The sequence below is a fragment of the Saccharopolyspora sp. NPDC002686 genome, from assembly GCF_040295745.1.
Taxonomy (GTDB): domain Bacteria; phylum Actinomycetota; class Actinomycetes; order Mycobacteriales; family Pseudonocardiaceae; genus Saccharopolyspora; species Saccharopolyspora oryzae.
Map to the genome: position 1 here is coordinate 1 of NZ_JBEOVY010000073.1, position 26,101 is coordinate 26,101.

33 protein-coding genes and 1 tRNA gene are annotated in these 26,101 nt (G+C 68.6%); 10 read left to right on the plus strand and 24 right to left on the minus strand.

Features of this window, described 5'->3' with window-relative positions:
• Nucleotides 1–74: 74 nt before the first annotated feature.
• The 15 genes from ABTZ89_RS12485 to ABTZ89_RS12555 all read right to left on the minus strand — a co-directional run bounded on the left by ABTZ89_RS12485 (nt 75) and on the right by ABTZ89_RS12555 (nt 6,886).
• A complete protein-coding gene (locus tag ABTZ89_RS12485; RefSeq protein ID WP_351043544.1) occupies nt 75–521 on the minus strand; it encodes a hypothetical protein in 447 nt (148 codons plus the stop codon).
• Nucleotides 518–745, minus strand: a complete 228-nt coding sequence (locus tag ABTZ89_RS12490; protein ID WP_351043547.1) for a hypothetical protein — start codon at nt 743–745, stop codon at nt 518–520. Before ABTZ89_RS12490 ends, ABTZ89_RS12485 begins: the two co-directional genes overlap by 4 nt.
• Nucleotides 742–1,164, minus strand: coding sequence for a hypothetical protein (locus ABTZ89_RS12495; protein WP_351043550.1), 423 nt, complete (start codon nt 1,162–1,164; stop codon nt 742–744). Before ABTZ89_RS12495 ends, ABTZ89_RS12490 begins: the two co-directional genes overlap by 4 nt.
• An 89-nt stretch (nt 1,165–1,253) precedes the next feature.
• Nucleotides 1,254–1,427 (minus strand): hypothetical protein, encoded by a 174-nt coding sequence (locus tag ABTZ89_RS12500; RefSeq protein WP_351043553.1) that lies wholly within the window; start codon nt 1,425–1,427, stop codon nt 1,254–1,256.
• 18 nt (nt 1,428–1,445) lie between these two features.
• Nucleotides 1,446–1,598, minus strand: a complete 153-nt coding sequence (locus tag ABTZ89_RS12505) for a hypothetical protein (RefSeq protein WP_351043555.1) — start codon at nt 1,596–1,598, stop codon at nt 1,446–1,448.
• Between the two features lie 17 nt (nt 1,599–1,615).
• Nucleotides 1,616–2,014, minus strand: coding sequence for an RRQRL motif-containing zinc-binding protein (locus ABTZ89_RS12510; protein WP_351043558.1), 399 nt, complete (start codon nt 2,012–2,014; stop codon nt 1,616–1,618).
• Nucleotides 2,011–2,436 (minus strand): RapZ C-terminal domain-containing protein, encoded by a 426-nt coding sequence (locus ABTZ89_RS12515; protein ID WP_351043561.1) that lies wholly within the window; start codon nt 2,434–2,436, stop codon nt 2,011–2,013. The genes ABTZ89_RS12510 and ABTZ89_RS12515 overlap by 4 nt, the downstream gene beginning before the upstream one ends.
• 28 nt (nt 2,437–2,464) lie before the next feature.
• Entirely contained in the window at nt 2,465–3,367 is a 903-nt protein-coding gene (locus tag ABTZ89_RS12520) for a hypothetical protein (protein ID WP_351043564.1), read from the minus strand.
• Between the two features lie 22 nt (nt 3,368–3,389).
• A complete protein-coding gene (locus tag ABTZ89_RS12525; protein WP_351043566.1) occupies nt 3,390–4,178 on the minus strand; it encodes a DUF4097 family beta strand repeat-containing protein in 789 nt (262 codons plus the stop codon).
• Nucleotides 4,179–4,248: 70 nt separating this feature from the next.
• Nucleotides 4,249–4,704 carry a DUF3307 domain-containing protein gene (locus tag ABTZ89_RS12530; RefSeq protein WP_351043569.1) on the minus strand — a complete coding sequence of 152 codons (456 nt, stop codon included), beginning with the start codon at nt 4,702–4,704 and terminating at the stop codon, nt 4,249–4,251.
• Nucleotides 4,704–5,042: a hypothetical protein gene (locus ABTZ89_RS12535; RefSeq protein WP_351043572.1), complete on the minus strand. Its 339-nt coding sequence runs from the start codon at nt 5,040–5,042 to the stop codon at nt 4,704–4,706. Before ABTZ89_RS12535 ends, ABTZ89_RS12530 begins: the two co-directional genes overlap by 1 nt.
• Nucleotides 5,043–5,050: 8 nt before the next feature.
• On the minus strand, nt 5,051–5,380 hold the full coding sequence (locus tag ABTZ89_RS12540; RefSeq protein ID WP_351043575.1) for a hypothetical protein: 330 nt from the start codon (nt 5,378–5,380) through the stop codon (nt 5,051–5,053).
• A complete protein-coding gene (locus ABTZ89_RS38940; protein WP_502949539.1) occupies nt 5,377–5,934 on the minus strand; it encodes a WhiB family transcriptional regulator in 558 nt (185 codons plus the stop codon). The genes ABTZ89_RS12540 and ABTZ89_RS38940 overlap by 4 nt, the downstream gene beginning before the upstream one ends.
• Nucleotides 5,931–6,152 carry a hypothetical protein gene (locus ABTZ89_RS12550; RefSeq protein WP_351043578.1) on the minus strand — a complete coding sequence of 74 codons (222 nt, stop codon included), beginning with the start codon at nt 6,150–6,152 and terminating at the stop codon, nt 5,931–5,933. The genes ABTZ89_RS38940 and ABTZ89_RS12550 overlap by 4 nt, the downstream gene beginning before the upstream one ends.
• A gap of 530 nt (nt 6,153–6,682) precedes the next feature.
• Nucleotides 6,683–6,886, minus strand: coding sequence for a hypothetical protein (locus tag ABTZ89_RS12555; protein WP_351043581.1), 204 nt, complete (start codon nt 6,884–6,886; stop codon nt 6,683–6,685).
• Nucleotides 6,887–7,044: 158 nt separating this feature from the next.
• On the opposite strand from ABTZ89_RS12555, the gene ABTZ89_RS12560 reads away from it, so the two are divergent.
• Nucleotides 7,045–7,788, plus strand: a complete 744-nt coding sequence (locus ABTZ89_RS12560) for an XRE family transcriptional regulator (protein WP_351043584.1) — start codon at nt 7,045–7,047, stop codon at nt 7,786–7,788.
• A gap of 9 nt (nt 7,789–7,797) precedes the next feature.
• The gene (locus tag ABTZ89_RS12565) at nt 7,798–8,268 is read left to right on the plus strand and encodes an NUDIX hydrolase (RefSeq protein ID WP_351043587.1); all 471 of its coding nucleotides are present in this window, start codon (nt 7,798–7,800) and stop codon (nt 8,266–8,268) included.
• Here the strand turns inward: ABTZ89_RS12565 and ABTZ89_RS12570 are convergent.
• Nucleotides 8,261–8,833 carry an HD domain-containing protein gene (locus tag ABTZ89_RS12570; RefSeq protein WP_351043589.1) on the minus strand — a complete coding sequence of 191 codons (573 nt, stop codon included), beginning with the start codon at nt 8,831–8,833 and terminating at the stop codon, nt 8,261–8,263. The two genes, ABTZ89_RS12565 and ABTZ89_RS12570, sit on opposite strands and share 8 nt — an antisense overlap.
• A 426-nt stretch (nt 8,834–9,259) precedes the next feature.
• Here ABTZ89_RS12570 and ABTZ89_RS12575 point away from each other — a divergent pair.
• A tRNA-Ser gene (locus ABTZ89_RS12575) sits at nt 9,260–9,338 on the plus strand.
• A 75-nt stretch (nt 9,339–9,413) separates the two neighbouring features.
• Here the strand turns inward: ABTZ89_RS12575 and ABTZ89_RS12580 are convergent.
• Nucleotides 9,414–10,133, minus strand: coding sequence for an SDR family NAD(P)-dependent oxidoreductase (locus ABTZ89_RS12580; RefSeq protein WP_351043592.1), 720 nt, complete (start codon nt 10,131–10,133; stop codon nt 9,414–9,416).
• A 57-nt stretch (nt 10,134–10,190) separates the two neighbouring features.
• On the opposite strand from ABTZ89_RS12580, the gene ABTZ89_RS12585 reads away from it, so the two are divergent.
• Nucleotides 10,191–10,736 carry a MarR family winged helix-turn-helix transcriptional regulator gene (locus ABTZ89_RS12585; RefSeq protein ID WP_351043595.1) on the plus strand — a complete coding sequence of 182 codons (546 nt, stop codon included), beginning with the start codon at nt 10,191–10,193 and terminating at the stop codon, nt 10,734–10,736.
• Nucleotides 10,737–10,793: 57 nt separating this feature from the next.
• Here ABTZ89_RS12585 and ABTZ89_RS12590 read toward each other — a convergent pair whose 3' ends face one another.
• Nucleotides 10,794–12,362 carry a monocarboxylic acid transporter gene (locus ABTZ89_RS12590; RefSeq protein WP_270950689.1) on the minus strand — a complete coding sequence of 523 codons (1,569 nt, stop codon included), beginning with the start codon at nt 12,360–12,362 and terminating at the stop codon, nt 10,794–10,796.
• On the minus strand, nt 12,359–12,760 hold the full coding sequence (locus ABTZ89_RS12595) for a DUF485 domain-containing protein (RefSeq protein ID WP_270950688.1): 402 nt from the start codon (nt 12,758–12,760) through the stop codon (nt 12,359–12,361). Before ABTZ89_RS12595 ends, ABTZ89_RS12590 begins: the two co-directional genes overlap by 4 nt.
• 821 nt (nt 12,761–13,581) lie before the next feature.
• Here ABTZ89_RS12595 and ABTZ89_RS12600 point away from each other — a divergent pair.
• The 4 genes from ABTZ89_RS12600 to ABTZ89_RS12615 all read left to right on the plus strand — a co-directional run bounded on the left by ABTZ89_RS12600 (nt 13,582) and on the right by ABTZ89_RS12615 (nt 18,269).
• Nucleotides 13,582–16,479 carry a sensor histidine kinase gene (locus ABTZ89_RS12600; protein ID WP_351043599.1) on the plus strand — a complete coding sequence of 966 codons (2,898 nt, stop codon included), beginning with the start codon at nt 13,582–13,584 and terminating at the stop codon, nt 16,477–16,479.
• Nucleotides 16,480–16,513: 34 nt separating this feature from the next.
• Entirely contained in the window at nt 16,514–16,954 is a 441-nt protein-coding gene (locus tag ABTZ89_RS12605; RefSeq protein ID WP_270950686.1) for a roadblock/LC7 domain-containing protein, read from the plus strand.
• Between the two features lie 7 nt (nt 16,955–16,961).
• Nucleotides 16,962–17,594, plus strand: coding sequence for a DUF742 domain-containing protein (locus ABTZ89_RS12610; protein ID WP_351043602.1), 633 nt, complete (start codon nt 16,962–16,964; stop codon nt 17,592–17,594).
• Nucleotides 17,595–17,660: 66 nt separating this feature from the next.
• Nucleotides 17,661–18,269 (plus strand): GTP-binding protein, encoded by a 609-nt coding sequence (locus ABTZ89_RS12615; RefSeq protein ID WP_351043604.1) that lies wholly within the window; start codon nt 17,661–17,663, stop codon nt 18,267–18,269.
• A 95-nt stretch (nt 18,270–18,364) separates the two neighbouring features.
• Here ABTZ89_RS12615 and ABTZ89_RS12620 read toward each other — a convergent pair whose 3' ends face one another.
• Nucleotides 18,365–19,981, minus strand: a complete 1,617-nt coding sequence (locus ABTZ89_RS12620) for a purine-cytosine permease family protein (protein ID WP_351043607.1) — start codon at nt 19,979–19,981, stop codon at nt 18,365–18,367.
• A gap of 260 nt (nt 19,982–20,241) precedes the next feature.
• Here ABTZ89_RS12620 and ABTZ89_RS12625 point away from each other — a divergent pair, with 260 nt between their 5' ends.
• Both ABTZ89_RS12625 and ABTZ89_RS12630 read left to right on the plus strand, forming a co-directional pair.
• Entirely contained in the window at nt 20,242–20,469 is a 228-nt protein-coding gene (locus tag ABTZ89_RS12625) for a DUF3311 domain-containing protein (protein ID WP_270950682.1), read from the plus strand.
• Nucleotides 20,466–21,950 (plus strand): sodium:solute symporter family protein, encoded by a 1,485-nt coding sequence (locus ABTZ89_RS12630; protein ID WP_351043611.1) that lies wholly within the window; start codon nt 20,466–20,468, stop codon nt 21,948–21,950. Before ABTZ89_RS12625 ends, ABTZ89_RS12630 begins: the two co-directional genes overlap by 4 nt.
• Before the next feature lie 20 nt (nt 21,951–21,970).
• Here the strand turns inward: ABTZ89_RS12630 and ABTZ89_RS12635 are convergent, their stop codons facing one another.
• From ABTZ89_RS12635 to ABTZ89_RS12650, 4 genes are all read right to left on the minus strand, one after another.
• Nucleotides 21,971–22,915, minus strand: coding sequence for a patatin-like phospholipase family protein (locus ABTZ89_RS12635; protein WP_351043614.1), 945 nt, complete (start codon nt 22,913–22,915; stop codon nt 21,971–21,973).
• Between the two features lie 45 nt (nt 22,916–22,960).
• Nucleotides 22,961–23,395 (minus strand): alternative ribosome rescue aminoacyl-tRNA hydrolase ArfB, encoded by a 435-nt coding sequence (arfB, locus tag ABTZ89_RS12640; protein ID WP_270950679.1) that lies wholly within the window; start codon nt 23,393–23,395, stop codon nt 22,961–22,963.
• A 98-nt stretch (nt 23,396–23,493) separates the two neighbouring features.
• Complete coding sequence (locus tag ABTZ89_RS12645; protein ID WP_351043617.1) at nt 23,494–24,852, minus strand: serine hydrolase domain-containing protein; 1,359 nt, start codon at nt 24,850–24,852, stop codon at nt 23,494–23,496.
• A 56-nt stretch (nt 24,853–24,908) separates the two neighbouring features.
• Nucleotides 24,909–25,868, minus strand: a complete 960-nt coding sequence (locus ABTZ89_RS12650) for a CPBP family intramembrane glutamic endopeptidase (RefSeq protein WP_351043620.1) — start codon at nt 25,866–25,868, stop codon at nt 24,909–24,911.
• Between the last annotated feature and the right edge of the window lie 233 nt (nt 25,869–26,101).

A 26,101-nucleotide genomic window follows, 5' to 3' on the forward strand; every position in this document is an offset into this window, starting at 1 on the left:
GAGGTTCGGTAACTGCGCTGGTCCTTCGACTGCCGTTGCGCCATCAGGGCCTCCTCGGCCGATCGGCTCGAAGCTCAGCCCGGACCACAGCTCCACCACGCACGCCAGCCGACCGGCTTGCCGTCCTTGCGGGCGGCGTGCGCGGCGAACGCGAACGCCCACATCGCGGCCTCGGAGAACAGCGGCAGGCCCCAGCCGACCGGGCCGTAGACCTCGTTGCCGTAGGCGGCCATCGCTGACCAGGCCATCACCGCAGGCACGATCACGATCAGGCTCAACGCCAGCTCGAGCACGTGCCCGGCCAGCCACCCGGCCGCGCCCCGCAGCAGCGACCCGACCCGCTCAGCCCGCGCGTCCGCGCGCTCCTGCCGGACCTGCGCCTGGATCCGTTCCTGCTCGGCCTGCGCCGTCAGCAGCGCGGCCCGCGCCTGCGCCCGCTTGACCTGCGCGTCCGCTCGCGCCGCCTCGGCCTGTCCGGCCGCAGCCATCCGCTCGGCCTTGTGGTCGTAGAACTCGCTCATCGCTGGTACCTCCGAGCCGTCGCGGTCGCGGTCTCCATGCGGGTCGGGACGGGCGGGATCTGCGCGATCCAGGTCATGAGCCGCTCGGCGCAGCGGTCGAGGATGTGTACGGCGATCGCCAGCAGCACCGCCGGCATCCGCAGCAGCACCGCCGCCACGAACATCACCCCGACCAGCACCGCACGCGGCGCGGTGTAGTCCCGCAGGTAGTCGGTGGTGTTCATGCCGGCCACCCCTCTTCCAGCCGCGCGAGGCGCTCCACCAGCCGGGCCGGGGTACGGGCGCTGATCTGCTCGTTGAGCAGGGCCACCGCCCGGCGGTCGGTGACGTCGTGGAACGGGCAGATCAGGACGAACAGCACCCCCTGGGTGCCGTCGGTGCCGCGGATGTTGAACCGGGTGACCGGGTCGCTGGCGCGGTACTTGCCGATCGTGGCGTCGATCGGCGTGACGTGTTCGGTGACCCACTTCTGCAAGACCCTGGCCCGGATCGGCGAGGCCGCCAACCAGACCTTCACCACCACGACCCCGTCGACTTCCTCCGTGTGCACCGTCTCCACCGGCCCCAAACGCGCCTCGTTCATCGCCGCGGCCACGTCCTCGTCGGTGAGCACCTCGTTCGTCGACTCCGTGTGCTCTAGCATCGGAACTCCTCCTGATCAGTTCGCTGATTGGGTTGGGGCCCGGCCCAGCAGGTTTTCTTGGCGGAAGGTGCTGCTGGGCCGGGGCGGGGCTAGAGCTTCCCGGCCTGCTTGAGGGCGGTGCGGCAGCCGGTGCAGGTGGGCTTTCCGAAGCTGAACAAGGCCTCCTTGTAGTAGCCGGGCGCGAAAGTCTGGCCGCACCAGGCCGTCACCGAGCCGTTCCACCACGAGCGCTTCCACAGCTTGTGCCAGATTTCCTGGGCCATTGCTCGTCTCCTTCTCGTTTAGCTCTCGCCCAGCAGGCCGCAGGTGCCGCAGCCGCAGCACGAGCACCCGCCCTCGTCGTCGCACTCCGGGCACGTGGTCTTGGCGTCGAGGACCTCTCCCTCGATGACAGGTCCGACCAGCTCGTTGATGGCCTGCTTTTTGCTGCTCATCTGCGGTTTCCTTCCGTTCAGGCGGCCGTTGCCGCGGTCGTGGTGTTGTTGGTGCAGTTCCAGCAGGTTCGGTTCGTGCGGGGCAGGCAGTACCCGGCGTCGCGTCCACACTCGCCACACCGCCGACGGGCCCTCATCGCCTTGTTCAGCGCCTGCCGCTGGGCCAGGGTCGGGGTCCGCTTCGGCCGGGCCAGGTTGAGGTCGTAGAGCCCGGCCCACGCCCTGCCACCGCGCCACACGAGCTGGGCGACGATGTCCTGCCCGCCGGGGCACAACCCGGCTGCTCGCAGCTGCCGACGGGTCGCCAACCCCTTGGGAGCCAGGCCGAACGGGAACGTCGGCAAACCGTTGGCCATCCAGCCGAACTCGCGTCGACCATCAGGCAGTTCGACCAGTTCCAGTCGGCGGCGGCTCATCGCGGGTCGTCCTGGTCCAAGTGCTGTTGGGTGCCGCTGGGCAGGACGTCGCGGTCAAGGTCGCGGTGCCAGACCACGACCGCGATCTCCGCGGCCTCCAGAGCGGCGCCGACGGCTTCGGCGATAGCCACGCTGCGGTGCCGGCCACCGACGCAACCCACCGCGACCTGCACATTGGGAGCATCCGCGGTGGCGGTCACCAGGCCGCGCACCACGGCAGCGGTGGTGTCGATCAGCGTGGTGACGCCGGGGGTGTCGAGCACGTGCTGACGGACCGGGGCGTCCAGGCCGGTCAGCTGCCGCATCGCGGGATCGTGGTGCGGGTTGCGGAACCGGCGGCGGACGTCGAGCGTGAGGTCGGCGTGCGGGGCGCGGTCGTGGCCGTAGCCGAAGCTGGTAACCATGACGCGGACGTTGCTCATCGTGGCTCCTCCACAGTGGCCGGTTCGGTCAGAGCTGGTGGGCGTACTGCTCGACCGAGCCGATCGCCTGGCTGACCTGGATCTGGAACTCGTCGAGCTGGTCGCGGAGCTGGCTGTAGGTGGCCAGGGCCTGGCGCGGGCCCTCCTGGCTGCTCTCGCCCGCACCGACGCTGGACAGCGTCGAGACGATCTCGCTGAACTCGATGTGGGCCTGGCGCAGAGCGCCGCAGGCGAACTGGGCCTTCTCGTTGCTGCTGGCCATGGTCTCGCGGATGGTGTCGATGCTCATTGCGGTCGTTCCTCCGGAACTCGGCGTGGTGCTTGCGGTTCGGGTCTCTGGTGCTGGTCGCGCGGCGGGGATTACCGCGTCCGCCGACCGGTTCGCTCGGTTCTCAGGCAGGTGCTCGCGGTAGTTGTGCTTCGTGACGAGCACTCGGGCGAAGTGCGTGATCACGGCCGTCAGATCGCCAGTGAAGACGTTTTTGGACCACCACAGCGGGTCTCCCCGCAGGTGATCGGCCCCCCGGACCACCTCGCCGCACATGTCCTCGTTGCGAACTCGGCGGGTACGCACCACGTTCAGCGTGTTGTCGGGGCCGGGTTCGTAGCGCCGGACCACGGCTTCGGGTTCGTGTTCGCCGAAGATGTCGAGGATGCGCCCGCTCGGCGCCACGATCGCGGTGTGGGCCGGAAGCCAGCTTCCGTCCGGCTGCTGGCGGTCGTAGGTGATGAGGTCCCAGCCGGTCAGGCAGTGGACCGCCCCAGCCAGCCAGTGGCAGAACCCGCGTCCGAAGAACGCCTCAGCGTCGCCGTCGATGACGTCGGAGTTCAGCCGGAACTTGCTGCGCCCCTCCGGGGTCGGAGTGTTCAGGCTCAGGTCGACGATGCCTTCGAACCAGCCCGTCAGTTCCGGCGGAAGCTGCTCACTCACCACTGCGATCACCAACCCCTGGTCAGTTGTTCGGGGTGCGGACCCGGCCGGACACGGACTTGGCGTGGGTGGTCACCCGGACCCCGTCGCGCGCGGTGATGCGGATGTCGCCGGAAACGGTGCGGGCGGTGACCTCGGCGTTGTACTTGGCGTGCAGCGCCACGTCGCCCGACACCGACTTGAGCTGGGCGTGGGAACCGACGAAGTGACCGGCGTCGATGTCACCGGAGACGGTGCGGGCCTGAAGGTGGAAGACCGGGCCGATCTGCACATCACCCGAGGTCGTCTCGATGTCGACCGCTTCAGCGGAATCGACCGTGATGTCACCGGAGATGGTGTGGGCCCGCAGCCGGTCGGCATAGGAGATGTGCAGGTCACCCGAGGTGGACTCGAAGTCGACCGTCGGCAGGTGCTCGTTGGCCACGACGTTGGCCGACACCGTGGTGGCCTTCAGCCGGGACCGGAGGGGCAGCCGGGCGGTGACCTTCACCCCGCCGCCGGTGGTGCGGCTAACACCGTTTCCGCTGACGATCTGGCCATTGACGATGACCGCGCCGGTCACGACCGCGCCCTGCACCACGTTGCCGAAGCTCTGGTGGATGACGGTGTTCCCGCCGGCCAGCACGGTCGGTTCGGGGTGCGGGATGCGCAGGTCGAGCACCGAACCGCGGCTGATGTGCCGGGCGCGGCTGATCAGGTCGGCCGCGACCTCGTCGCCGGCCACCATCGGCTCCAGCCGGATCTCGGCACGCTCGCGGTCCTCCAGCAGGATCTCGACCTGCCCGGCGGCCATGTCCAGCTCGAACGTCATCTCGCCAAGCTCGGTGTGAATGATGCGCTTCTTCACAGCAAGTCCCTTCAATTCGAGGAGAAAAGGCAGATCAGAGGGCGGTGATCAGAGCAGCGACGAACAGCCACAGCCAGTGCCAGGACTGGTCCAGCACGTAGGCGCCGGTGCCCAACGAGGGGTTGTCGTCCCGGCCCGTACGTGGGGCGCCCACCTGGTAGAAACCGCCGTTGCCCAGCAGTTCAGCCAGCCGCGCGAGGGTGAAACGGCGGTCGGCCCAGTAGTGGGTCACGGCCGACACCAGCTGGCCAAGGACGAACCCGGCCGGGGAAATCGGCAGCCCCAGCACCGTCCACACCAGACCCACCGCCAGCGCGGTCACCAGCGTGTAGCTGGCGACGTGCTTGGCGCAGGCCCACCGGCCCGCCCAGTCCGGACGACCCTTGGTCATCGCCTGGTGGCTCGTCTGCACCCAGTGATCCGCCACGTTGTGCGCCACCAACAGCGACGGCAGCACCGCCGCAAACGTCACCGCAGAAGCCAGCACCATCACTTGACACCTCCCGCGGAACGGGCGGCCCGGAGCTCGGTCCGGCGCTGCTCGAACTCGCGCCGGGACTCCGCAAAACCCAGGTAGTCCTGGGCGAGGCGGTCGTCGTTCATCGCAGCCGTTATCGCTGGCTTCCACACCAGCCGGGCAGTGGCATGCGTAGCCAGCACCCGCCAGCACCGCGCCCGGCGCGCGTACAGCGCTGCCATCTGCTTCATCTGCGCCGCCGACCCGGCGGCAGCGTCAACGGAGATCTCGTGAAGCAGCTCGCACCGCTGCTCGTCCAGCCGGTCGATCACTGCCAGCACCGCAGCGCCCAACCAACTGGGGGAAGTCAACGAGTTCCTCACGCCGCCACCTCCTCGACGGCGAGGCTGACCTTGACCCGGGCCCGCCATTCCTGCGCCGCCTCACGGAAGCGCCGGGCGTCCTGTTCCTGCTCGCCCCAAGCCCCCTCCATGGCCTTCAGGAGGAGCGGGTCGGTGGTGTGCACCGTGAGCACTCGCCACAGGACCGCTTCCCGTCGCGCCACCGCGGCGAGCTGGTCGTAGTAGCCATCCAGGTCGTTCTCCATCGCCAAGCGCGTCGCTTGCGTCCGCAGCTCGTTGAACCGGCCCAACAGCTCAAGGGCCCCGTCGGCCAACCAGCTCGGCGAGATTCCGGACTCCGTGTTCACGCCGCCTCCTCGATGTCGTTGTGGGCCTCGGACAGGCGCTCGATCTCGGGGCGGATGAAGGCCATAGCGGTGTCGACCTGCTGCTGGGCGCTGTCGCCACGAGCGCGGGAGCGGTGTAGGGCCTCCGACACCCGGCGCCGCAGCACCGGCATCTTCACGCCCGCCACCCGTTCCAGGTCGGTCATGACCCGGCCGGCACCGTCGGCGATCTCGTCGACCGACAGCGGCACGACCGTGGTGCGCGGACCGGTCAGACCGTTCGCGCGCCGGATCTGCGCCCGTTCGGTCTCGGTCGTGCCGCCCCAGATGCCCTCGGGGCCGCGGTGCAGGGCGTTGGCCAGGCACTCCGCGATCAGCGGGCACTCGTGGCAGACGGCCTTCGCGGCCTCGATCTGCTCGCGGATGGCCGGGAGGCTCATGTCCTCGGAGACCGGGAAGTGCAGGTCCGGGTCCACGTCGGCGCAGCGCGGGCGCTCGCCGAAGTTGTCGCCGGTCACGTGGGTCATCAGCGTGTACAGGTTGTCGCCGCGGTTGAGGTGTTCCTGCGTGGTCATGCGATCGCCTCCTTGCTCGGAACGCGGGTCTTGAGCTGCCGGTTGATGTCCGCGGTGCGGGCTCGCCGCTCCGCGCGCTTGAGCTGCACCTCGTCGAGGCCCGGGCCACCGAGCACGCCGGTGGCGTGGGCGTCCACGGCCTCCTGCAGGGCCTGGCTCAGCAGGTCCAGGGCGCTCATCTCCGACTCCGGCATCAGCTCGGACTGCAGGTGGTTCATTCGTTCTCTCCTTCGTGCGGGATGACGCCAACAGTAGCGCCAGATTTGGCGCTACGGAAGCGCTCAGGGTCGGCTGCGGGGGAATCAGCTGGGGTGTACTGCTGTCGATCGCCGTCTTGTGGCGATAGCATTGGCGCTGCTTAGAGCGCCGTTCTGGGAGGGTTAGTGGAGAAAAACTGGTCCGCTGTGGCCGCCGCGATTAACACCCGTTTGGCGGAACTCGACATGCAGCAGAAGGAGCTCGCCGAGAGGACGGGCGTGGCTGCGGCCACCCTGCGAAAGCTTCAGCACCCGGAGACCTACCCGCCTCGTCGGCACGCCCCGTGGCTGCTGGGAGCAATCTCGGAAGGGCTGGGCTGGCCTCGAAACCACCTCGCTCAGATCCTTGAAAGTTCTGCCGCGGACGACGTTGTCGCTGACCCGCTTCGCAACGAAGTCGAACAGCTTCGTGGCGAAGTAGCCGAACTCCGATCCCGCGTCGACGAGCTGGAATCCCGGGAAGGACCGGCGCGGTAGCCACTCGTGCTTCATCAGCCGAGAACGCCCTTGAGGAACGTGGCCGCACCTTCGACCGCGCCACCGAGGCCCGCGGCGATCCCCTTTGCGATCGCCGCGGCTTCGGCGGGCTGCTTCAGCACCAGTGTCAGCACCGCCAAAACCACCACGATGCCGACCAACTTTCCAAGCACGCCGCCGCCGGCCTTCGGCATCATCGGAAACTGTGTCTTCGCCATGACCGCTACCTCCTCGTTTTGGCTGTTCTCCGCTCTGGAGTGCCATCAATATGGCGGCCAAACGAGGGACAACTTCACCGCATGACGGGACGTCTGGGGACGTCCTTGTTAGCCTGAGACGTCCTTGATCGTCCCTAGGCGCCCCAGGATGGTGAGGCGTGACGAACGAACGCCTGCGCGATGCGTTACTCAGCAAGGGCATCGACCCCGAAGCCCTTGCTGATGACCTCGGGGTTGACCCGAAAACGGTCGAGCGCTGGATCAGCCGATCCCGGACACCCTATCCAAAGTACCGCTACAAGATCGCAGCGAGAGTCCAGGAAAGCGAACAATACCTCTGGCCGGACGCGGCTCCACAAAAGAAGGCTGTCGAAACGAGCGGGTCGGAACTTGTCGAGTTCTTTCCGCATCGCAGCGCTGTCCCCGGCGAGCTATGGGATCGCCTACTGGATCGGGCGACTAACCGAGTCGACATACTCGTCTATGTCGGAATGTTCATGACCGAGAAGCCCGCACTTATTTCGACACTGAAAAGCAAGGCCGCCAACGGGGCCCAAGTCCGCCTTCTGTTCGGCGACAGAGACAGCGATGCCGTAATTCAACGAAGTCTTGACGAGCGGATCGGACGCCATACCATCTCGGCAAAAATCGATCACGCCCTCGCTCACTTTGCACCGTTAGCGAACGTGCCAAACGTTGACGTGCGCACGCACGGGACAGTCCTATACAACTCGATCTATCGATTCGACGACGAAATGGTCATCAATCCTCACGTGTACGGGAAGATTGCCTCGCACGCCCCGGCGATGCATCTTCGCAGGCTCTCCGCCGGGGCCCTCTTCTCGACGTACGCGGACAGCTTCGATGCTGTATGGGACGACGCCCGCCCGCACACGTGGTAAGGAGGAGGTATGCCGAAGACGGATTACTACGACGACCCGCAGGCACCCAGGGCAAACAGCCTCGTTGTAGCAACCGCTGCGATCGTTCGAGACGAGCTCGACCGGGTGCTGATGATCGAGCGCACAGACAACGGACTGTGGGCGGTTCCCGGCGGAGCGCAGGAAATCGGGGAGACGACACGTGAATCCGTCATTCGTGAAGTACGGGAAGAAACTGGAATCGATGTCGAAGTAACAGGAATTGTCGGCATCTACTCCGACCCCCGGCATGTCATCGCATACGACGATGGAGAGGTGCGCCAAGAATTCTCTATCGTCTTCCACGCCAAGAGGATCGGAGGAGAGCCGCGGACCAGTTCGGAGTCACGACAGGTTCATTGGGTCGAACCGGCCAAGATTGACCGGCTTGATATCCACCCGTCTATGCGTCTAAGAATTCAGCACGCCCTCGAAGGGCGAACAGTTCCCCACCTCAGCTGACCGCCGTTGCAGCCACAAGGCGCTCTTTCGTTCGGTCGACTGCGGCAAGCAATTCCGGCGCTGCTTTGGTGATGAATTCCGTCACCAAGTGGCCAGAGCCGTACCGCTGCTTAATCTCGGCGATTCGGTCACGGGCTGAGATAGGGTCGCCATCCGGGGTCGTTGTCAGATCGCAGCGCCAGAGTGCATCCCGAAGAGCTCCTCCCTCGTCGTCATACTCGGCCAATTCACCCGAAAGACCACGGAGCTCTGCCTCGAGCGCGGCGTACGAGTGATGCGCAACCAAGTGCACCAGGCGATCCTGAGCGCCGAGCTCCTGTAGGAACCGCGCACCGTCCAGTGGGTGAAAGCCCGTGTGCGCGATATCCGGCGCATAACCGACATCGTGAAGCACGGCAGCTGCTTCAAGCAGGTCAGCCTCGCTACCTGCAACCGGGGCAAGCTCGCGAGCTCGCCGAGCGACACCTTGCACATGAGCCCATCGACGAGGAAGGGCATCGGCGAGCTTCCGCTCGGAGGTGTCGAACGCCCATTTCACGAGCTCTTTCCCGCGCGTGTCGACCATCAACTTGGCTCCTCTCGATGCTCCTACGAAGTTTCCCACTGGCCAGTCGGCCGCGAAGCCGCCGACTGATCGATGTACGGGCCCTGGACGTCCCCGCTTTCCAAGACCGGTGGATCAGTCGAGTTGAGACTTGACGTGCTTCTACGGCGGACTCAGCCCGCTCAGACGGCCGGATTTTGCGCCCTCAGATCTCCACAGACGCGCTCATGGCGCCTCCTGGTGTCCACCTCTGCCCCGCCAGCTCCACTACGGGCTCTCGATTGGCGATCAATAGAACGTACGTTCTAAGATCTCCGCGTTGGCCCGGAGGGGAAGTCCGAGCCAGCCACGCGGGCCGGCCGTCACACCCGAGGCGGCGCGGCCCGCTTTTCTGCCACGCTATGGACAATCCACGTACAACGGATCAGGTCCGAGGCCCCAGAACCAGCCCTGAACTGCAGAAACACGAGTACCCAGCACTGCCCTCCGGAGGCAGGTGTCGCAGGTTCGAGTCCTGCCGAGGGCGCACTGGACGAGATCCGCCCCTGGTTCGGCAACCGCCGCCAGGGGCGGATCTTTTTGCGCGCCGAGAAGATCTCGGTCAGCGCGTGGTGTACGCGCCTCCGTTCACGTGGAGGGTTTGGCCGGTGAGGTGGCGGGCTCCTTCGGAGGCCAGGAAGTGGGCGAGGTCGGCGATGTCGTTCGGGCGGCCCGGGCGACCGTTGTGGGTTGCGTCGATCAGGGCGGTTCGGCGCTGTTCGCTGAGCTGGCCGTGGAAGAACTCCGTTTCCTCGATGTAGCCCGGTGCGATCAGGTTGGCCGTCAGGCCCTTCGGGCCGACCTGCGCGGACAGGCCCGCGTTCCAGGCCGCGACTGCCGCTTTCGCCGCGCCGTAGGAGCTCGAGGCGTATTCGGCGCCGATCGAGCCGACGTTGACGATGGTGCCGCCGGGGCGCATCTTGTCGAGCACGGCGGTGGTGGTGAGCACCGCGCCGAGCAGGTTGGCGTCCAGGTTCGCGCGCCAGGCCTCCGCGACCTGCGCCAGGTTCGCCGGCTCGTCGCGCTGCAGGTCGGTGTTGCCGCCCGCCATGTTGACCAGCACGTCGAGGCCGTCGGTGAGCTCCGCCGCCAGTTCCGCGACCTGCTGCGGGTCCGACGCGTCGCACGGGATCGGCTGGGCGTCGATCTCGGCGGCCGCCGTCTTCAGCCGCTCGGCGCCGCGGCCGGTGATGATCACGGTGTCACCGTCGGCGCGGAAACGGCCCGCTACCGCCTTGCCGATGCCGCTGCTACCGCCGGTGACGAGCACGATTCGATTCACTGCTGACTCCCCATCGCTGATACGTTTAGTGCTAAACGTAACGCTGGGAGGCGCCCGATGTCCAATGCCGAGAGCTACCCGATCGGACAGGCCACCACCTGGCCGTCGGCCGACATCGCCGCGGCCTGGCGGCGCGAGCTGCCCGGGGTGCGCACCGAGTCCATCGAGGTCATCACGCCGATCTGGCGCATCGCGAAGCTCCTCGCCGACGAGCGGCGGCGCACCCTGGCCCGGCTCGACATCGACCCGTCGACGCTCGACCTGCTCAGCGTGATCCGCCGCGCCGGACCGCCCTACGAGCTGACCACCCGCGAGATCACCCGCCGGACGCTGGTCACCGCCGGGGCCATCTCGCAGCGCATCACGCGCGCCGAACAGGCCGGGCTCGTCGAGCGGTCGCCGTCGACGGCATCGCGCCGCGCGGTCGCGGTCCGGTTGACCGACGCCGGGCACCAGCTCATCGAGTCCACGGTGCGGGAACTGCTCGAGCACGAAGCCGATCTGATCGCCGCGCTCGCCGACGAGGACCACACCTACCTCGCGGGGGTCCTCGCCAAGCTCGAAACCTCGCTCAACGCAGCCGAATCGAGCACTTCGGACTGACGGGCGCGGGCCCCGGAGGAGTTCCCCCGGGGCCCGCGATCGCTCAGGTCACCGCGTTCAGGTCGAACCGATCCCGGTGAGGGAGCGGACCTCCATCTCCGCGGTCCGGCGGGGGTTGTTCGGCGGACCGCCGAGCAGGGTCCCGACCACCCCGCAGAGGAACGAGATCGGGATCGACACGATGCCCGGGTTGCTCAGCGGGAACCAGGCGAAGTCCGCGTGCGGCAGGATCGAACCCGGGGCGCCCGAGACCACCGGCGAGAAGATCACCAGCACCAGGCAGGACGACAGGCCGCCGTAGATGCCCCACAGCGTGCCGCGTGTGTTGAAGCGCTTCCAGAACAGCGAGAGCAGCAGCGTCGAGAGGTTCGCCGAGGCCGCGAAGGCGAACGCCAGGCCCACCAGGAACGCGATGTTCTGGCCGTTGACCAGGATTCCGCCGATGATCGACGCACCGCCGATCACCAGCGCGGTCAACCGGGCCACCTTCACCACGTCGTCGGACTTGGCCTCGCCGCGGCGGATCATGTTGGCGTACACGTCGTGGGCGAACGACGCGGAAGCCGTCAGCGTCAACCCCGCCACCACCGCGAGGATGGTGGCGAACGCGACCGCCGCGACGATCCCGAGCAGCACCGTGCCGCCGACGCGGAAGGCCAGCAGCGGCGCGGCGGAGTTCTCGCCGCCGGGGGCCGCGAGGATCGCTTCGGTGCCGTTGACCGCGCCCGCGCCGAAGCCGATCACCAGCGTGCACAGGTAGAAACCGGCCATCGTCACCGTCGCCCACACCACCGAGCGGCGCGCCTGCACCGCGTTCGGCACCGTGTAGAAGCGCATCAGCACGTGCGGCAGACCAGCGGTGCCGAGGACCAGCGCCAGCGACAGCGACACGAAGTCCAACTTGGACATCCCGCTCCCGCCGTACTTCGCACCCGGCGCGAAGATCTTGTCGCCCAACGGGTTCCGCTCAGCGGCGTGCTGCATCAGCGAGGTCATGCTGAAGCCGAACTTGCCCAGCAGGAACAGGGTCAGCATCGAGGCGCACAGGAACAGCATGCCCGCCTTGATGATCTGCACCCACGTGGTGCCCTTCATGCCGCCGACCAGCACGTACACCATCATCACCAGGCCGACGGCGGCGATCACCAGCGCTTGGCCGCCGGCGCTGTGCACGTCCAGCAGCAGCGCGACGAGGCTTCCCGCGCCGGCCATCTGGGCGATCATGTAGACGAACGAGATGACCAGCGTGGACACCGCCGCGGCGGCGCGCACCGGACGCTGCTGCATCCGGAAGCTGAGCACGTCGCCCATCGTGAAGCGGCCGGTGTTGCGCAGGAGCTCGGCGACCAGCAGCAGGTTCACCAGCCAGCCGACCAGGAAGCCGATCGAGTACAGGAAGCCGTCGTAGCCGTAGACCGCGATGGCACCGGCGATGCCGAGGAACGACGCCGCCGACAAGTAGTCGCCGGACAGCGCGATGCCGTTCTGCGCGCCGGTGAAACCGCCACCGGCGGCGAAGTAGTCGGAGGTGGTCCCGCTGCTGCTCACCCGGTACACCAGGTACAGCGTGAGCAGCACGAACACCCCGAAGATGCTCATGTTGAGCACCGGGTTGGCGCCGGTCATCGCGGTTCCTCCCCGGTGACGTCCAGGTGCAGCTGGCGGATCCGCGGGTCGACGTGGCGCGCCGTGTAGCGCAGGTACAGGGCGGTGATCAGGATCGTGGTGGCGAACTGGCCGATGCCCAGCACCAGTCCGACGTTGATCTCGCCGACCAGGCGGATCGCCATGAACTCCGGCAGGTAGGCGGCCATCACGACGTAGCCGACGTACCAGAGGAGGAACGCAGCGCTCATCGGGAAGACGAAGCGGTGCAGGCTGGACCGCAGCTCCTGGAAGTCCTGGCGCTGCGCGATCTCGACGTAGTCGGGGGGCCCGGGGCGCTGGGGTGCGGGGGCGGACTTGTCTATCTGGCCGAAGGTGGCCGCCGGCGGGGCGGGCGGCCGTTGGGTTGCGTTGGGCATTCGTCCTTCCAAAGCAGATCTGCGCGCGCGTGGATGTCAACCGACGTGCGGATTCCCACCGACGTTTCGAAGTCCCCCCACGTTCACCGACCGCACCTCGGAATTCGCGAAGTCCGCGAACCGGGGCGCGGCGACCGCACTGCTGCCCGCGATGCCAACCGGGCCGGAAGTCTAATCAGCGAACGAGCGACCGCAGACCCCCTGAACGACACAGCACACACATTGATGAATCTGTCGATCACGGAATGTGCCCGAGGAACCGCCGAAAACTCCCCCAGAAGGACCCGAATCCGACTGATCCACCCCGGAAATTCCTTCTGCCAGCCATTATTTCAGCAGGATAACGACGCCTTTCGGCGCTCATAGCGGAAAGTTGGCGCGTCGACGAGGAGCCACTCCGGAACGCGGAGGCAATGTCTACCTATCGGGTGACTAAAGCACTTGAGCACGCCTCGGAAGTGAACACGATCAGTGTTCACGATCGTCCCCACCCCGGTCCTGATGATCTTAAAATGGGAATATCCGCAGGTCAGCGCGCCAAATTCAGATGCAGAGGAAGATCGTCCGAATGAGATAGTGTTCTGCCACCGACGAACGGCGCACCACGCCCGACACCGGCCGCGATCCCCCGAAACATCGCAGGCCGCGCGGACGCCGAAGTCGAAGACCGCACCGGCCACCCGCGAAAAACCCCGAACGCAGGCAGCGCCGCCAGCCATCGTGACCCCGCCGCACACCCCCACCGACCGGCGCAGCCTGCCCACCACACGAACGCGCAGTCGGCCGACGAAACGTCCGACGGCGCGGGAAAGGACTGCGTCGTGAGCAGCGGACTCGAGGACACGCCCACGCACGTGTCAAGGGCGTCCACGTGGCCGCGCGCCACCACGAGACTCGCCGCACGGATCACCGAGTGGCGCGACTGGAAGCTCCCGATCAAGATCGGGGCCGTCGTGCTCGTACCGGTGATCTTCGCGCTCGTGCTGGGGGTGCTTCAGATTCGCGGCCAGATCGCCAAGGCCGACGAGTACGAAGCGATGGACCGGGTCGTCACCGCGGGCAGCGCGGTGCGCAAGGCGGTCGAGGACCTGCAGTGGGAACGCAGCGATGCCACCGAGTTCCTGGTGCGCGGGCAGACCTCCGAACAGCAGGTCCGGGAGCGGATGACCGCCACGGACCGGTCCCTTGACGCGGCCCGCCGCGCGCTGGGGGCCGCCCCCGACAGCGACGCGGCGCGGTTCGCCCAGCAGGAAACGGGGCGGCAGATCGCCGAACTCGCCCCGACCCGCAACCGCGTGCTGCGCAGCCAGATCACCCCCGACAGCGCGATCCAGGCCTACAGCGAGGTCGTCGGCGACCTGCTCGCGCTGGACCGCACCCTGCTCAGCCAGCTCTCGTCGTCGCAGCTGGTCTCCCCCGCGACCAGCGCGCACGAGCTCGCCAAGATCCGGGAAGAGGTCCAGCTGCAGCAGGCGCTGGTGCTCACCGGGCTGGTCCGCGGCAAGTTCGAGGACGACGCCCTCACCCGGCTGGACGCCAGCGAATCCCGGCGCACCGCGGCCGCCAAGGACTTCCGCGCCGCGGCCTCCCTGGACCACCGCATCCGCTACGACCAGCTCTACGCCGACCCGCTGTTCCCCGCGCGGGAGACCACGGTCCAGCTGGCGATGGCCGAGCGCAACAACGCGCGGGCCCAGCTGTCCTCGGCGCTGGTCACGCCCGACACCTGGCACCACCAGTCGCAGAACGCGCTGGAGGCGCTCGGTGGTCTGGGCGCGGACCTGGACCAGGAACTGCACGCCACCGCGTTCGGCCTGCAGGACAGCGCCAGCAACCTCGCCGGTCTCGAAGCGGTGATCCTGCTGACCGCGCTGCTGATCGCCAGCCTGATCGTGGTTTTCATCGGCAGGCACCTGCTGCGCTCCCTGGACCTGCTGCGGCGCAGCGCGCTGGACACCGCGAACCACCAGCTGCCCAACGCCGTCGCCGACATCCGCGCCGGGCACGCCCCGCAAGCCCCGGTCGAGCAGGTGCCGGTGGACACCGCCGACGAGATCGGTGACGTGGCGCGCGCCTTCGACGACGTGCACACCCAGGCGGTCAACCTGGCCACCGAGCAGGCCGAGCTGCGCCGCAGCTACAGCGATTCCTTCGTCAACGTCTCCCGCCGCAGCCAGGGCCTGCTGGAGCGCCAGCTGCGCCTGTTCGAGCAGCTGGAGCGCGACGAGGAGGACCCCGACCAGCTGGCCACCCTGTTCCAGCTGGACCACCTGGCCACCCGGATGCGCCGCAACAACGAGAACCTGATGGTGCTCTCCGGCACCGACCTGGCGCGCCGCTTCAGCCAGCCGACCAGCCCGGCCGACCTGGTGCGCGCCGCGGTCTCCGAGATCGAGCACTACCCGCGGGTCATCGTGCAGCCGCTGCCCGACGTCAAGGTCGTCGGCTACGCGGCCAGCGACCTGGTGCGGTTGTTCGCCGAACTCCTGGACAACGCGGCCAACTTCTCCGCGCCGCACACCCAGGTGACCGTCTCCGGGCACCGGCGCGGCGACGGCGCGCTGGTCGTCGACATCGTCGACCAGGGCATCGGGATGAGCGACGCCGACCGCGAAGCCGCCAACGAGCGGCTGTCCGCCGACGGCGAGCTCACGCTGTCCACGTCGCGGCGCATGGGCATGTTCGTGATCGGCCGGCTGGCGGCCCGCCACGGCATCGAGGTCGAGCTGCACCCGGGCCGCGACGGCGTCGGCCTGCGCGCGGCGGTGACCATCGCGCCCGAACTCCTGGCGGACGCGGTGCAGATGCCGCAGCCGCGGACCAACGGGATCGCCCCCCACGGCCGCAGCCAGGACAGCCTCGTCGAGGCCTTCGACTGGGAGGCCGCCGAGCAGGACGCGGCGAGCCCGGTCCGCAACGGCTACCACCTGCTGCGGCCGCCGACCGAGGACGCACCGGTCCCGGAGCAGCGCGACCTGTCCAACACCCAGGACCTGCCCCACGTCCCGGACGGTGCCGGCGTTCCGGACAGCGCACCACCCGCGCAGCGGACCAACGGCACCGCGGCACCGGCCCCGATCTTCGACGACCTCTCCTCGGTCTGGTTCCAGTCGGCGCCCACCGCCGAGCACACCGCTCCGGCCTGGCCCGAAACCGGCGAAGAGCCCCAGCCGACGGGCGAATTCCCGCCCGCGCAGGGGAATCCCGGCAGCCGCAACGGGCAGGTCTGGTCCTTCCCCAGCGACGAAGCGGGGCAGCGCGCGCAGGAGATCGCTTCGGCGGAACCGGCCGGCCGCACCTCCGCCGGGCTCCCGCAACGGGTTCCGCTGGCGAACCTGCTCGCGGGCAGCGCGGAGACCTCCGGCGACGACCGGCCGCGGCCGACCCGCGACCCGGAAGTCGCGCGCGGTCGGCTGGCCAGCTTCCAGGCCGGGATCCAGCGCGGCAGGCACCACCGCAGGCAGGACGGGCAGGAGGACCAGCCGCCCGAACCGGCCGGACCTCCCGCGCCCGCACCGGAAACCCCCGACTACACCCCCGCCGGACTGCCCCGACGGGTCCCCAGAACCCAGGTACTACCGGGAACAGTCACCGAGGACGCCCAGCCCCGCCGCGACGCAGACCTGATGCGCGGCCGACTGGCCAGCTTCCAACGCGGTGTCCGCGAGGGCAAGCACAGCCTCCGCGACCCACAGCGTTCGGCCGACGAACGGCTGTGACATTCCGCGTCAGTGAGGAGGACAGGAAACGCCCATGAACACCAACAACTCCCAACCGAACCAGTTCGGCTGGCTGGTCACCGATTTCACCGAACGGGTCCCCGGGGTGGCGCACGCCGTGGTCGTCTCGGCGGACGGCCTGCTGCTGACGGCGTCGGCGAAGCTGCCCACCGACCGCGCCGACCAGCTCGCCGCCGTCGCGTCCGGGCTGCTCAGCCTGACGCAAGGAGCCGCGCGGTGCTTCGAAGCCGGTGCGGTCAACGAAACCGTGGTCGAGATGGAACGCGGCCTCATGCTGCAGATGGCGATCAGCGACGGCTCGTGCCTCACGGTGCTCGCCGCCCCGCAGTGCGACATGGGGCTGATCGCCTACGAGATGGCGTTGCTGGTCGAACGAGTCGGACAGATCCTGACCCCCGAACTGCGCTCCCAGCTGCAAGGATCGAGTCGGGTGATGACCGGCCAGTCGGTGTGAGGACTCCATGAGCACAGGTCCGGACTCATCCGGGCGACACCATTGGGACGACCACGGGTCACCCGAGGCGGACGCCTTCGCCGACGTCTTCAACCGCTTCACCCTCGACAGCGGACGACGCGGCCGCAGGCGCAAACGCGCCCGCGAACAGGACGAGCAGCGAGCTCAGGCGCAGCCCCCCCTGCCCGAGCAGCTCGAACCGGCGCAGCCCACCGCGCCGGAACCGCCGCCCTGGCCGCGGGAATCCGATGCGGAGGTGCCCGACCAGGCACCGGTCCAGGACGGTGACTCCCCGGACGGCGGCACGGCCACCTACATCCGGCCGTACGCCTGGACCGGCGGGCGGACTCGCTCGAACCACCGGTTGGAGCTGGAAACCCTGGTCTCCACCAGCGAGTTCTGCCAGCCGAACCGGCTGCAGCGCATCGAGCACCACTCGATCGCCGAGATCTGCCGCCACCCCCGCTCGGTGGCCGAGGTCGGCGCGCTGCTCGGCGTTCCGCTGGGGGTGGCGAAGGTCCTGCTCGGCGACATGGCCGATCTGGGCCTGGTCACGGTGCACCGAACGGTCAGCGAATCCGGCAGCACATCTCACTTCATGTTGATGGAGAGGGTTCTGAGCGGGCTCCGGCGCCTCTGACCTCTCCCCCGCGCATCCACCCCGCGCGCAGGACACCAGCTCATTCGACACCTGAGGTTGGCAGAAATGACCCCCGAAACGCGTTCCCGACCTGGTCACCCCTCCTCCACCAGGCCCGCAACCGCGACCTCGGCGAAGATCGTCGTCGCAGGCGGCTTCGGCGTCGGCAAGACGACGTTCGTCGGCTCGGTGTCGGAGATCGTGCCGCTGACCACCGAGGCCGTGATGACCGAAGCCAGCAGCGGCATCGACGACCTGAAGGCGACCCCGAACAAGAACACCACCACGGTGGCGATGGACTTCGGCCGGCTGTCCCTCGACACCGACCTGATCCTCTACCTGTTCGGCACGCCCGGTCAGCAGCGCTTCTGGTTCATGTGGGACGACCTGGTGCGCGGCGCGATCGGTGCCGTGGTGCTGGTGGACACCCGGCGGCTGGCGGACTGCTTCTCGGCCATCGACTTCTTCGAGGACCGCCAGCTGCCCTACGTGATCGGCCTGAACTGCTTCGACGGCACGCTGCGCCACCGCATCGAGGAGGTCCGCGAGGCCATCGCGATCCCGCCGGACGTGCCGATCGTGCCCTGCGACGCCCGCGACCGCGCTTCCACCAAGCAGGCGCTGATCACCCTCGTCGAGTACGCGATGAAGTGGTGGCTCCAGCGCACCGCTTGATCTCGGCTGCAACCACGAGGACCCTCCTGCCGTTGACGGGAGGGTCCTCTTGCGCCTGGAGGGCGTTTCACCCAGAACGCACCACAGGCATGCGACTACGCGGGGAGGACGTGCTCGCCCGTGCGGTCTGTGGTGAGGCAGAGGGAGCAGATGACCTCGCCGGTGGAGCCGGAGGCGAGCACGTCCGGGCGTTCGAAGTCCTGCTCGCAGACGTGGCAGGTGTACACAGTGGCCACCGGGGTGCCGTCGGCGTCGAACCTCGGTTCTTCGATGCCGTCGTCGGTGCGCCGCAGGTAGTAGCGCCCGCGAGTCACGATGGCCATGACCGGCGTCAGCACGGCGGCGATCACCACGGCGGCGATCGGCGAGTACGGCTGCAGATCCGGGCCGAGGGCGCCGAAGTACATCGCGATCGAGATGATCGCCGCGGCCAGGAACGCCACCACGCCCACCGGGTTGACCGGGTAGAGCATGCCGCGGCGGAACTCGGGTTCCCGTGGCGACAGCTTGAGCAGGTACTTGTTGATCAGGATGTCGGCGGCGACCGTGACGACCCAGGCGATCGCGCAGTTGGCGTAGAAGCTGAGCACCGAATTGAGGAAGGCGAACATGTTCGCCTCCATCAGCACCAGCGCCACGGTGAGGTTGAGCAGCACGAACACGATCCGGCCCGGGTAGCGCCGGGTGATCCGGGTGAACGAGTTCGTCCAGGTCAACGAGCCCGAGTACGCGTTGGTGACGTTGATCTTCACCTGGCTGAGCACCACCAGGACCACCGCCAGCGGGATCGCCAGCCACACCGGCATGAACAGCTCGTACACACCCATGAACTGCTGCACCGGCTCGGTCGCCGCGGCACCGGCCGCACCCATGATGTAGAAGGCCAGGAACGCGCCGGTGGCCTGCTTGATCGCGCCGAAGAACACCCAGCCCGGACCGGCGGTGATCACCGACGCCCACCACGACCGCTTGTTCTCCGCAGTTCGCGGCGGCATGAACCGCAGGTAGTCGATCTGCTCGCCGATCTGCGCCATCAGCGACAGCGCCACCCCGGCGCCGAGCATCACCGACGCCGCGTTCAGCCCGGCGCCCTCTTCGCCCGCGAACGCCAGCCACGACGACACCGAGTCCGGGTCGACCACGACCAGATATCCGAGCGGCGCCACCATCAGCAGCAGCCACAGCGGCGTCGTCCAGACCTGCAGGCGGCTGAGCGCCTTCATGCCGTAGATGACCAGGGGTACGACGATCAGCGTGGTGATCAGGTAGCCGAGCCACAGCGGCACGCCGAGGCCGACCTTGAGGCCCTGCGCCATGATCGCGCCCTCGGTGGCGAAGAAGATGAACGTGAAGCTGCCGAAGATCACGCTGGTCAGCACCGAGCCGTAGTAGCCGAACCCGGAACCGCGGGTGATCAGGTCGAGGTCGATGTTGTACCGCGCGCCGTAGTAGGCCAGCGGGAGGCCGGTGACGAAGATGATGATCGCGGCCACCAGGATCGCGACCAGTGCGTTGAGCGTGCCGTAGCTCAGGCCGATGCCCGCGCCGATGGAGAAGTCGGCGAGGTAGGCGATGCCGCCGAGCGCCGTCGATCCCACCACCGCGGGCTTCCAGCGCCGGTAGCTGCGCGGGGCGAAGCGGAGGGTGTAGTCCTCCAGCGTCTCCTGCACCGCCTGGTTCTTCGGCGCTCCGCGCACACTCTGGACGACCATCGAAAGCTCCCTCCCATGCCGGGGCATGCGAGTCGGAGTGTTGGTCATCGATGTTGCGCGGGAGATCGACCGGTGTTTCCGGCAGATGACGCCGCGTGTGCGGTGTGCCTCATTGCTCACGACGTGTAGCGACGAATTCGGCGCCGTCGCGATGAAGTGGTGGCTCCACCGCACCGCTTGATCTCGGCTGCAACCATGAGGACCCTCCTGTCGTTGATGGGAGGGTCCTCTTGTTTCCTCACACCGTTGCGGGGTGGCCAGTGCTGAAGGAACGCAGATCGCTGTGGTGGCTGTTGGGGCCGGTGCTGCTCTACGTGGTGGCGCTCCCGCTGTACAACCGGGTCGAGCCCGTGGTGCTGGGCCTGCCGTTCTTCATGTTCTGGACGTTGCTGGCGACCCTGCTCACGCCGGTCTGCATCTGGCTGGCCGCGCGCCGGGATCCGCTGTGGCGAGCCGACCGGGACCGCGAGCGGGGTGATGCGGGATGAGCCCCGACGCAGCGGTTTCCATCTGCATCTTCGGTGTTTTCATGCTCGGCGCGATCGTGCTGGGCCTGCTCTCGCTGCGCGGCCGGGACCGGGCGAACCTGGCCGAGTGGTCGATCGGCGGCCGCAGCCTCGGCGTGGTGCTGATCTTCGTGCTGATGGCCGGTGAGACGTACACGAGCTTCAGCTACCTCGGCGCGGCCGGCTGGTCCTACGACTACGGGATGCCGGTGTTCTACCTGCTGGCCTACCTGGCGATCGGGTTCGCCGTCGGCTACGTCGTCGGCCCGGTCCTGTGGCACTACGCGCACCACAACAACCTGCACAACATCACCGACATCACGGCTTTCCGGTTCGACTCGCCGTGGTTCGGGGCGGCGGTGGCGATCCTGACCACCGCGTTCCTGCTGCCCTACATCCAGCTGCAGATCACCGGGATGGGCGTGGTCGTCTCGACGATCAGCTACGGGACGATCGGGCTGGGCGCGGGGTACGTGATCGCGTTCGTGGTGACCGAGGCGTTCATCATCTTCTCCGGGCTGCGCGGCAGCGCCTGGGTGTCGATCCTCAAGGACAGCTTGGTGATCATCACGCTGCTGGCGGTGTTCGCCTACGTGCCGGTGCACTACTTCGGCGGGGTCGGGCCGATGCTGGAGCGGCTCGTCGCGGAGCGCCCGCAGTGGCTGGTGCTGCCCGGTCAGGGCAAGGAGTCGCTGGGCATGATGTGGTTCGCCACCACCGGGCTGCTCAACGGCGTGGTCTACACGATCTTCCCGACCACCGTCGCCGGTTACCTCGGCGCGAAGAACCCCGGTGTGCTGCGGCGCAACGCCATCATCATGCCGTTCTACCAGGTCCTGCTGTTCGTCCCGATCCTGCTGGGGTTGGCCGCGGTGTTCGTGGTGCCGGGTCTGACCGACTCGAACCTGGCCATGTTCGAGCTGGTCGTGCACTCCATGCCGGCGTGGATGGTGGGGCTGGTCGGTGTTGCCGGGGCGCTCTCGTCGATCGTGCCGATGGCGGTGTTCATGCTCGTGATCGGGACGATGTGGGGTCGTTCCGTGCTGGGCGTGCACCCGAGGACCGCGCCGCGCCAGAAGCAGCTCTCGCAGCTGGTCACGTTCCTGGTCGGGCTGGTCGCGCTGCTGTTCACCTTCGTCTCGCCGACCACGCTGGTGCAGCTCTCGGTGCTGTCGTACCAGGGTTTGGCGCAGCTGCTGCCGGTGGTGCTGATCAGCCTGCTGTGGAAGCGGATGACGGTCGCCGGTGCGGCCGGCGGGCTCGCGGTGGGCGTGGTCGTGGTGTCGGTGCTGGTCGCCACCGGGAACGACCCGTGGCTGGGCATCAACGCCGGTCTGATCGGGCTCGCGGCGAACGTCGCGGTGAACGTGGCGATCAGCCTGGCCCGCCCGGCGACGGCGCCTGCCGAGCGGCTGGCGGTCGACGAGCTGGCCGAGACCCGATCCTCCGGCGCGGGGGTGTGACGTCCGGCTTCAGCGCCGCGTCACGGCATCGGCGGGGCGACCGCGGAAACGCCGAACTGGCCGCTCGCGATCGGGTTCCCGCCGATGTCGACCGGACCTTCCGGCACCGGCTTCGCCGACGGGTACCAGCGGCGCGCGATCTCCCACGCCGCGTCGATCAGCGCGCTGGCGTGCCCGAAGGAGTAAGGCGAAAGCCCCACCACCGACGGCGCCGGGAGGACGTAGAGCTCGCAGCGCGTCGCGTTCAGCTGCATGTCCAGCCGCGCGGCCGACACCATCGCCGAACCCAGCGCCGCACCGTTCACCCCGCCCACCGAGCGCGGGGGGACCCGCGGCGCCGGCCAGGTCGCGATCGAGCCGATGCCACGCCTGGTCTGGTTGTACTCGAAGCGCTCGGTCCCGCCGCACGGCAGCACGAAGACCCGCTCCGCACCGCGCTCGACGGCGCGGCTGATCGGCATGAACACCGCCGGGCCGCCGTCGACGAGCCAGCGGTCGCCGATCTTCACCGGCGGGAACATCCCCGGGATCGAGCAGGACGCGACCAGCGGCGGCAGCGCGGGCCCCGACTCGAAGTACACGGCGTCGCCGCTGTCGATGTCGGTCGCGGTCACCGTCACCGGGATCCGCGCGTCCTCCAGCCGCCGGAACGGCAGGTTGTTGTGCAGCCAGCGGGCGAGCCCGTGGTTGCCCATCACGTGGTTGGACAGGCCGAGCTTGCCGGCGAGGATCCGCGTCGGCTGGATCGGGAACACGTCCGTCCGCCGCATCGACGTCCAGATCGCGCGCAGCTTCTCGGCGCCGCCCGGCGTGGGGTCGCCCGCCAGCCAAGCGGCGTTGAGCGAACCGGCCGAAGTGCCGACGAGCAGGTCCGGTTCCACCCCGGCCTCGAAGAGCGCGGTGACCAGTCCGGCCTGGATCGCGCCGAAGGTGGAACCACCCGGCAGAACCCACGCTGTGCGCATCAGCAGTGCCCTCCCACTCTGGTTGTGCTGTTGATCATCGACGGCTCAGCCATCCCCCGGATCTCCGCGGCGGCGCTGGCGCTTCACTTGCGAGCGCTGCTTCTTGCTGTTCAGGCGGCGCTGCTGGGAGCCCCGGGTCGGTTTGGTCTTGCGCCTGGCGCGCTTCGGCGGGGCCACCGCCTCGGCCAGCAGCGCGGCCAATCTCTCCCGCGCCGCCTCGCGGTTGGCCAGCTGCGCGCGATGTTCGGACGCCACGACAGTGATCACACCACCGACGAGCCGCTTCGCAAGTCGGTCCGCGGCCCGCTCCCGCAGGGGCTCGGGCACCGAGGCCGACCCGGCGAGGTCGAAGGACAGCTCGACGCGGGAGTCGGTCGTGTTCACGCCCTGGCCGCCGGGCCCGGACGATCGCGAGAAGCGCTCGGAGAGCTCGGCCGCGGGGATCTGCCAGCGGCTGGTGATGCGGAGGTCTCCGGACATGCAGAACAGCATGCCTCAACCCTGTGCGCCGCTCACCACCGATTTGCCGCGCGGGAACCTCCCCACCTGCGGCGACGGGGAGGTTCCCGTGCTTCAGATCACTGGCCAGGCCGCCAGCCCGCGACACCTCCCGGCACCGGGGCTTCCGGGGCGTACGGGGTGCGGGTGAAGATGAAGGTGTTCAGGTCGAGGTGGGTGGGAACGCCGTCCGCGTCCCGCCCGATCCGCAGGGGCTCGCCCGAGTAGTAGCCGTCCAGGCCGGTCCAGGTGCCGTCGGCGTTGGGGCGGAACCGCGACGCCCGGCCCCGGCCCCGCGACGGCGCGAGGTCGAGCAGACCGTCGGGGAGGATCCGCAGCACGTAGGGGCTCGGACCCCAGTACCACTGCCCGGTCAGCTCGAGCAGCGCCATGTCCACGTCCGCGCTGGGCTCCCAGGCCTCCGGGATCCGCGGCTCGTGCTCGGCGAGCAGGTCGAGCAGGTCGGTGGACAGCGCGCCGACACCCGCGGTCGTGTTGGCCATGAAGATCACCCCGGTGGCGTCCTCCGGGTCCGCCCAGAGGTTCGCGATGAACCCGGGCATCGAGCCGGTGTGCCCGGCCAGCCGCCGCCCGCGGTGCCGCATCAGCTGCAGGCCGAGCCCGTAGCCGCCGCGCCACTCCGGCCCGTCGTCGACCGAGCCGGGCGAGCGCATCTCCAGGACCGTGGCCGGGTGCAGGACGTCGCCGGTGTCGCCGCCGACGAACCGCACCCACCGGGCCATGTCGTCGAAGGTCGACCACAGCTGGCCCGCCGGGGCCATCGCGCCCGCGTCCTCGGCCGGTTCGGGCAGCACGACGTCCGCCCACGGGTGCACGGCCAGTCCCTCGGCGTGCGGGGCGACCGGCGCCGTCGTGGTGCGCTTCATTCCCAGCGGGTCCAAGATCTCGCGCTGCACCACCTCGTGCCACGGCGCGCCGCGCAGCCGCGCCACGAGCTCGCCCAGCACGCCGAAGCCCACGTTGGAGTAGTGGAAGCCGTGGTGCGGGGTGGGGCGCACGGCGGATTCGTCGATGCTCTTCAGCAGTTCTTCCGCGCTGCCGCCCGGAGTCCGCTCCCACCACTCGCCGGCCGGCTCCGCGGTCAGGCCGCTGGACTGCGAGAGCAGCGAACCGATGCTGCGGTTGCCGATCGCGGTGCCCGGCACGTGCTCGTCGAGCTTGTCGGCCAGGTCGAGCTTCCCCTCGTCGCGCAGCCGCATCACCATCACGGCGACGAAGGTCTTGGTGATCGAACCGATCCGGTACTGGGTGTCGGTCGTGGACGGCCCGCCGCCGACCTTGCCGCGGGAGTCGACCCAGATCGTCTCGCCGTCCCGGACCAACCCCGCGATCAGCGACGGGATCCGGTTCTCGCGCTGCTCCACGGCCAGACGCCGCAGCAGAGCGCGCTGGGTGGAGGGCAACAAACTCGTCAACATGCCTCCCATGCTTTCACCTCACCCCGGCCGGGAGGTCCCCGATCACGCGTTCCTGATCACCGGCGGCTGCGGCGGTTGACGCCGGCGGTGAGGCCGGGCTTCTTCTCCTCCGGGAAGGTCACCGGGAGCTTGCCGAACAGCATCAGCACCAGGATCAGCAGTCCGAGGACGATCCAGCCGCTCCAGCCGAGCAGCCCGACCGACACGTTGTCGACCGGGTGGCCCGCCTGGCCGAAGATGATGGTCAAACCGGCTGCGGCGTTGAGGAAGCCGTGCGCGATCGCCGGCGGCCAGACGCTTCCGGTGGCGAGCCGGAGCCAGCCGAGCAGCGTGCCGACCAGGACGCAGAAGCAGAGCATCATGATGAACGCGACCACGATCGGCACGTTCGGGTAGTTGAACCCGAGGATCAGCACCGGCGCGTGCCAGAGCCCCCACAGCACACCGGTGGTGAGGAACGCGCCCGGCTGGCCGAGCGGCAGCAGGGCCTGCACCAGGTAGCCGCGCCAGCCGAGCTCTTCGCCCAGCGCCGAGAAGACCTGCAACCAGCCGAGCCCGAAGACCTGGGCGAGCTGGATCAGCGCCAGCGTCCCCGGCGAGGTCTGCTGCTCGGCGCCGATCGCGCCCGACCCGAACTGCTCGGCCAGACCGGAGAAACCGGTCCAGTCGGCGTGGTAGACGCCGAGCAGGTCGCCGACCAGCAGCGCGAGCAGCATCGCCAGCGGCGGCCCCAGCCACGCGACCAGGACGTACGGCCACCACTTCTTGATCCCGCCCGGATTGGTCAGCCCGACGCTGCGCAGCAGCTCCGGCTTCGGGCTGATCCACTTGTTCACCACCAGCGCGGCCACCGCGGGCATGAACATCATGGTGAACAGCACGACGGGTGCCCAGGTCCACGACAGCCCTTCGCCGGTCAGCCACAGCGGCAAGGTCAGCAGCCAGGCCGGCAGGTAGGCGATCGCGACGAAGCTGACGACGCCGCGAACGTCGACGAAGTCTTGCTCGGTGCTCACGGAAGCATTCTGCCAACCGATTCTGAGGCGCAGCTGAGCACGCGAATCCGGCGCGAAAAAGGGGAACCTCCCGGTCAAAGCTCGACCGGGAGGTTCCCCTTCTCAGTTCCGACTAGCCGGGCAGCGGTGCGACCGGGAGGCCTTCGTGGATCTTGGTCATCGCCGCGAACCAGGTGCGCGCCGGCACCTTGCCGCCGTAGATGTTGCCGCCGTTCTTGCCGCACAGGGTCGGC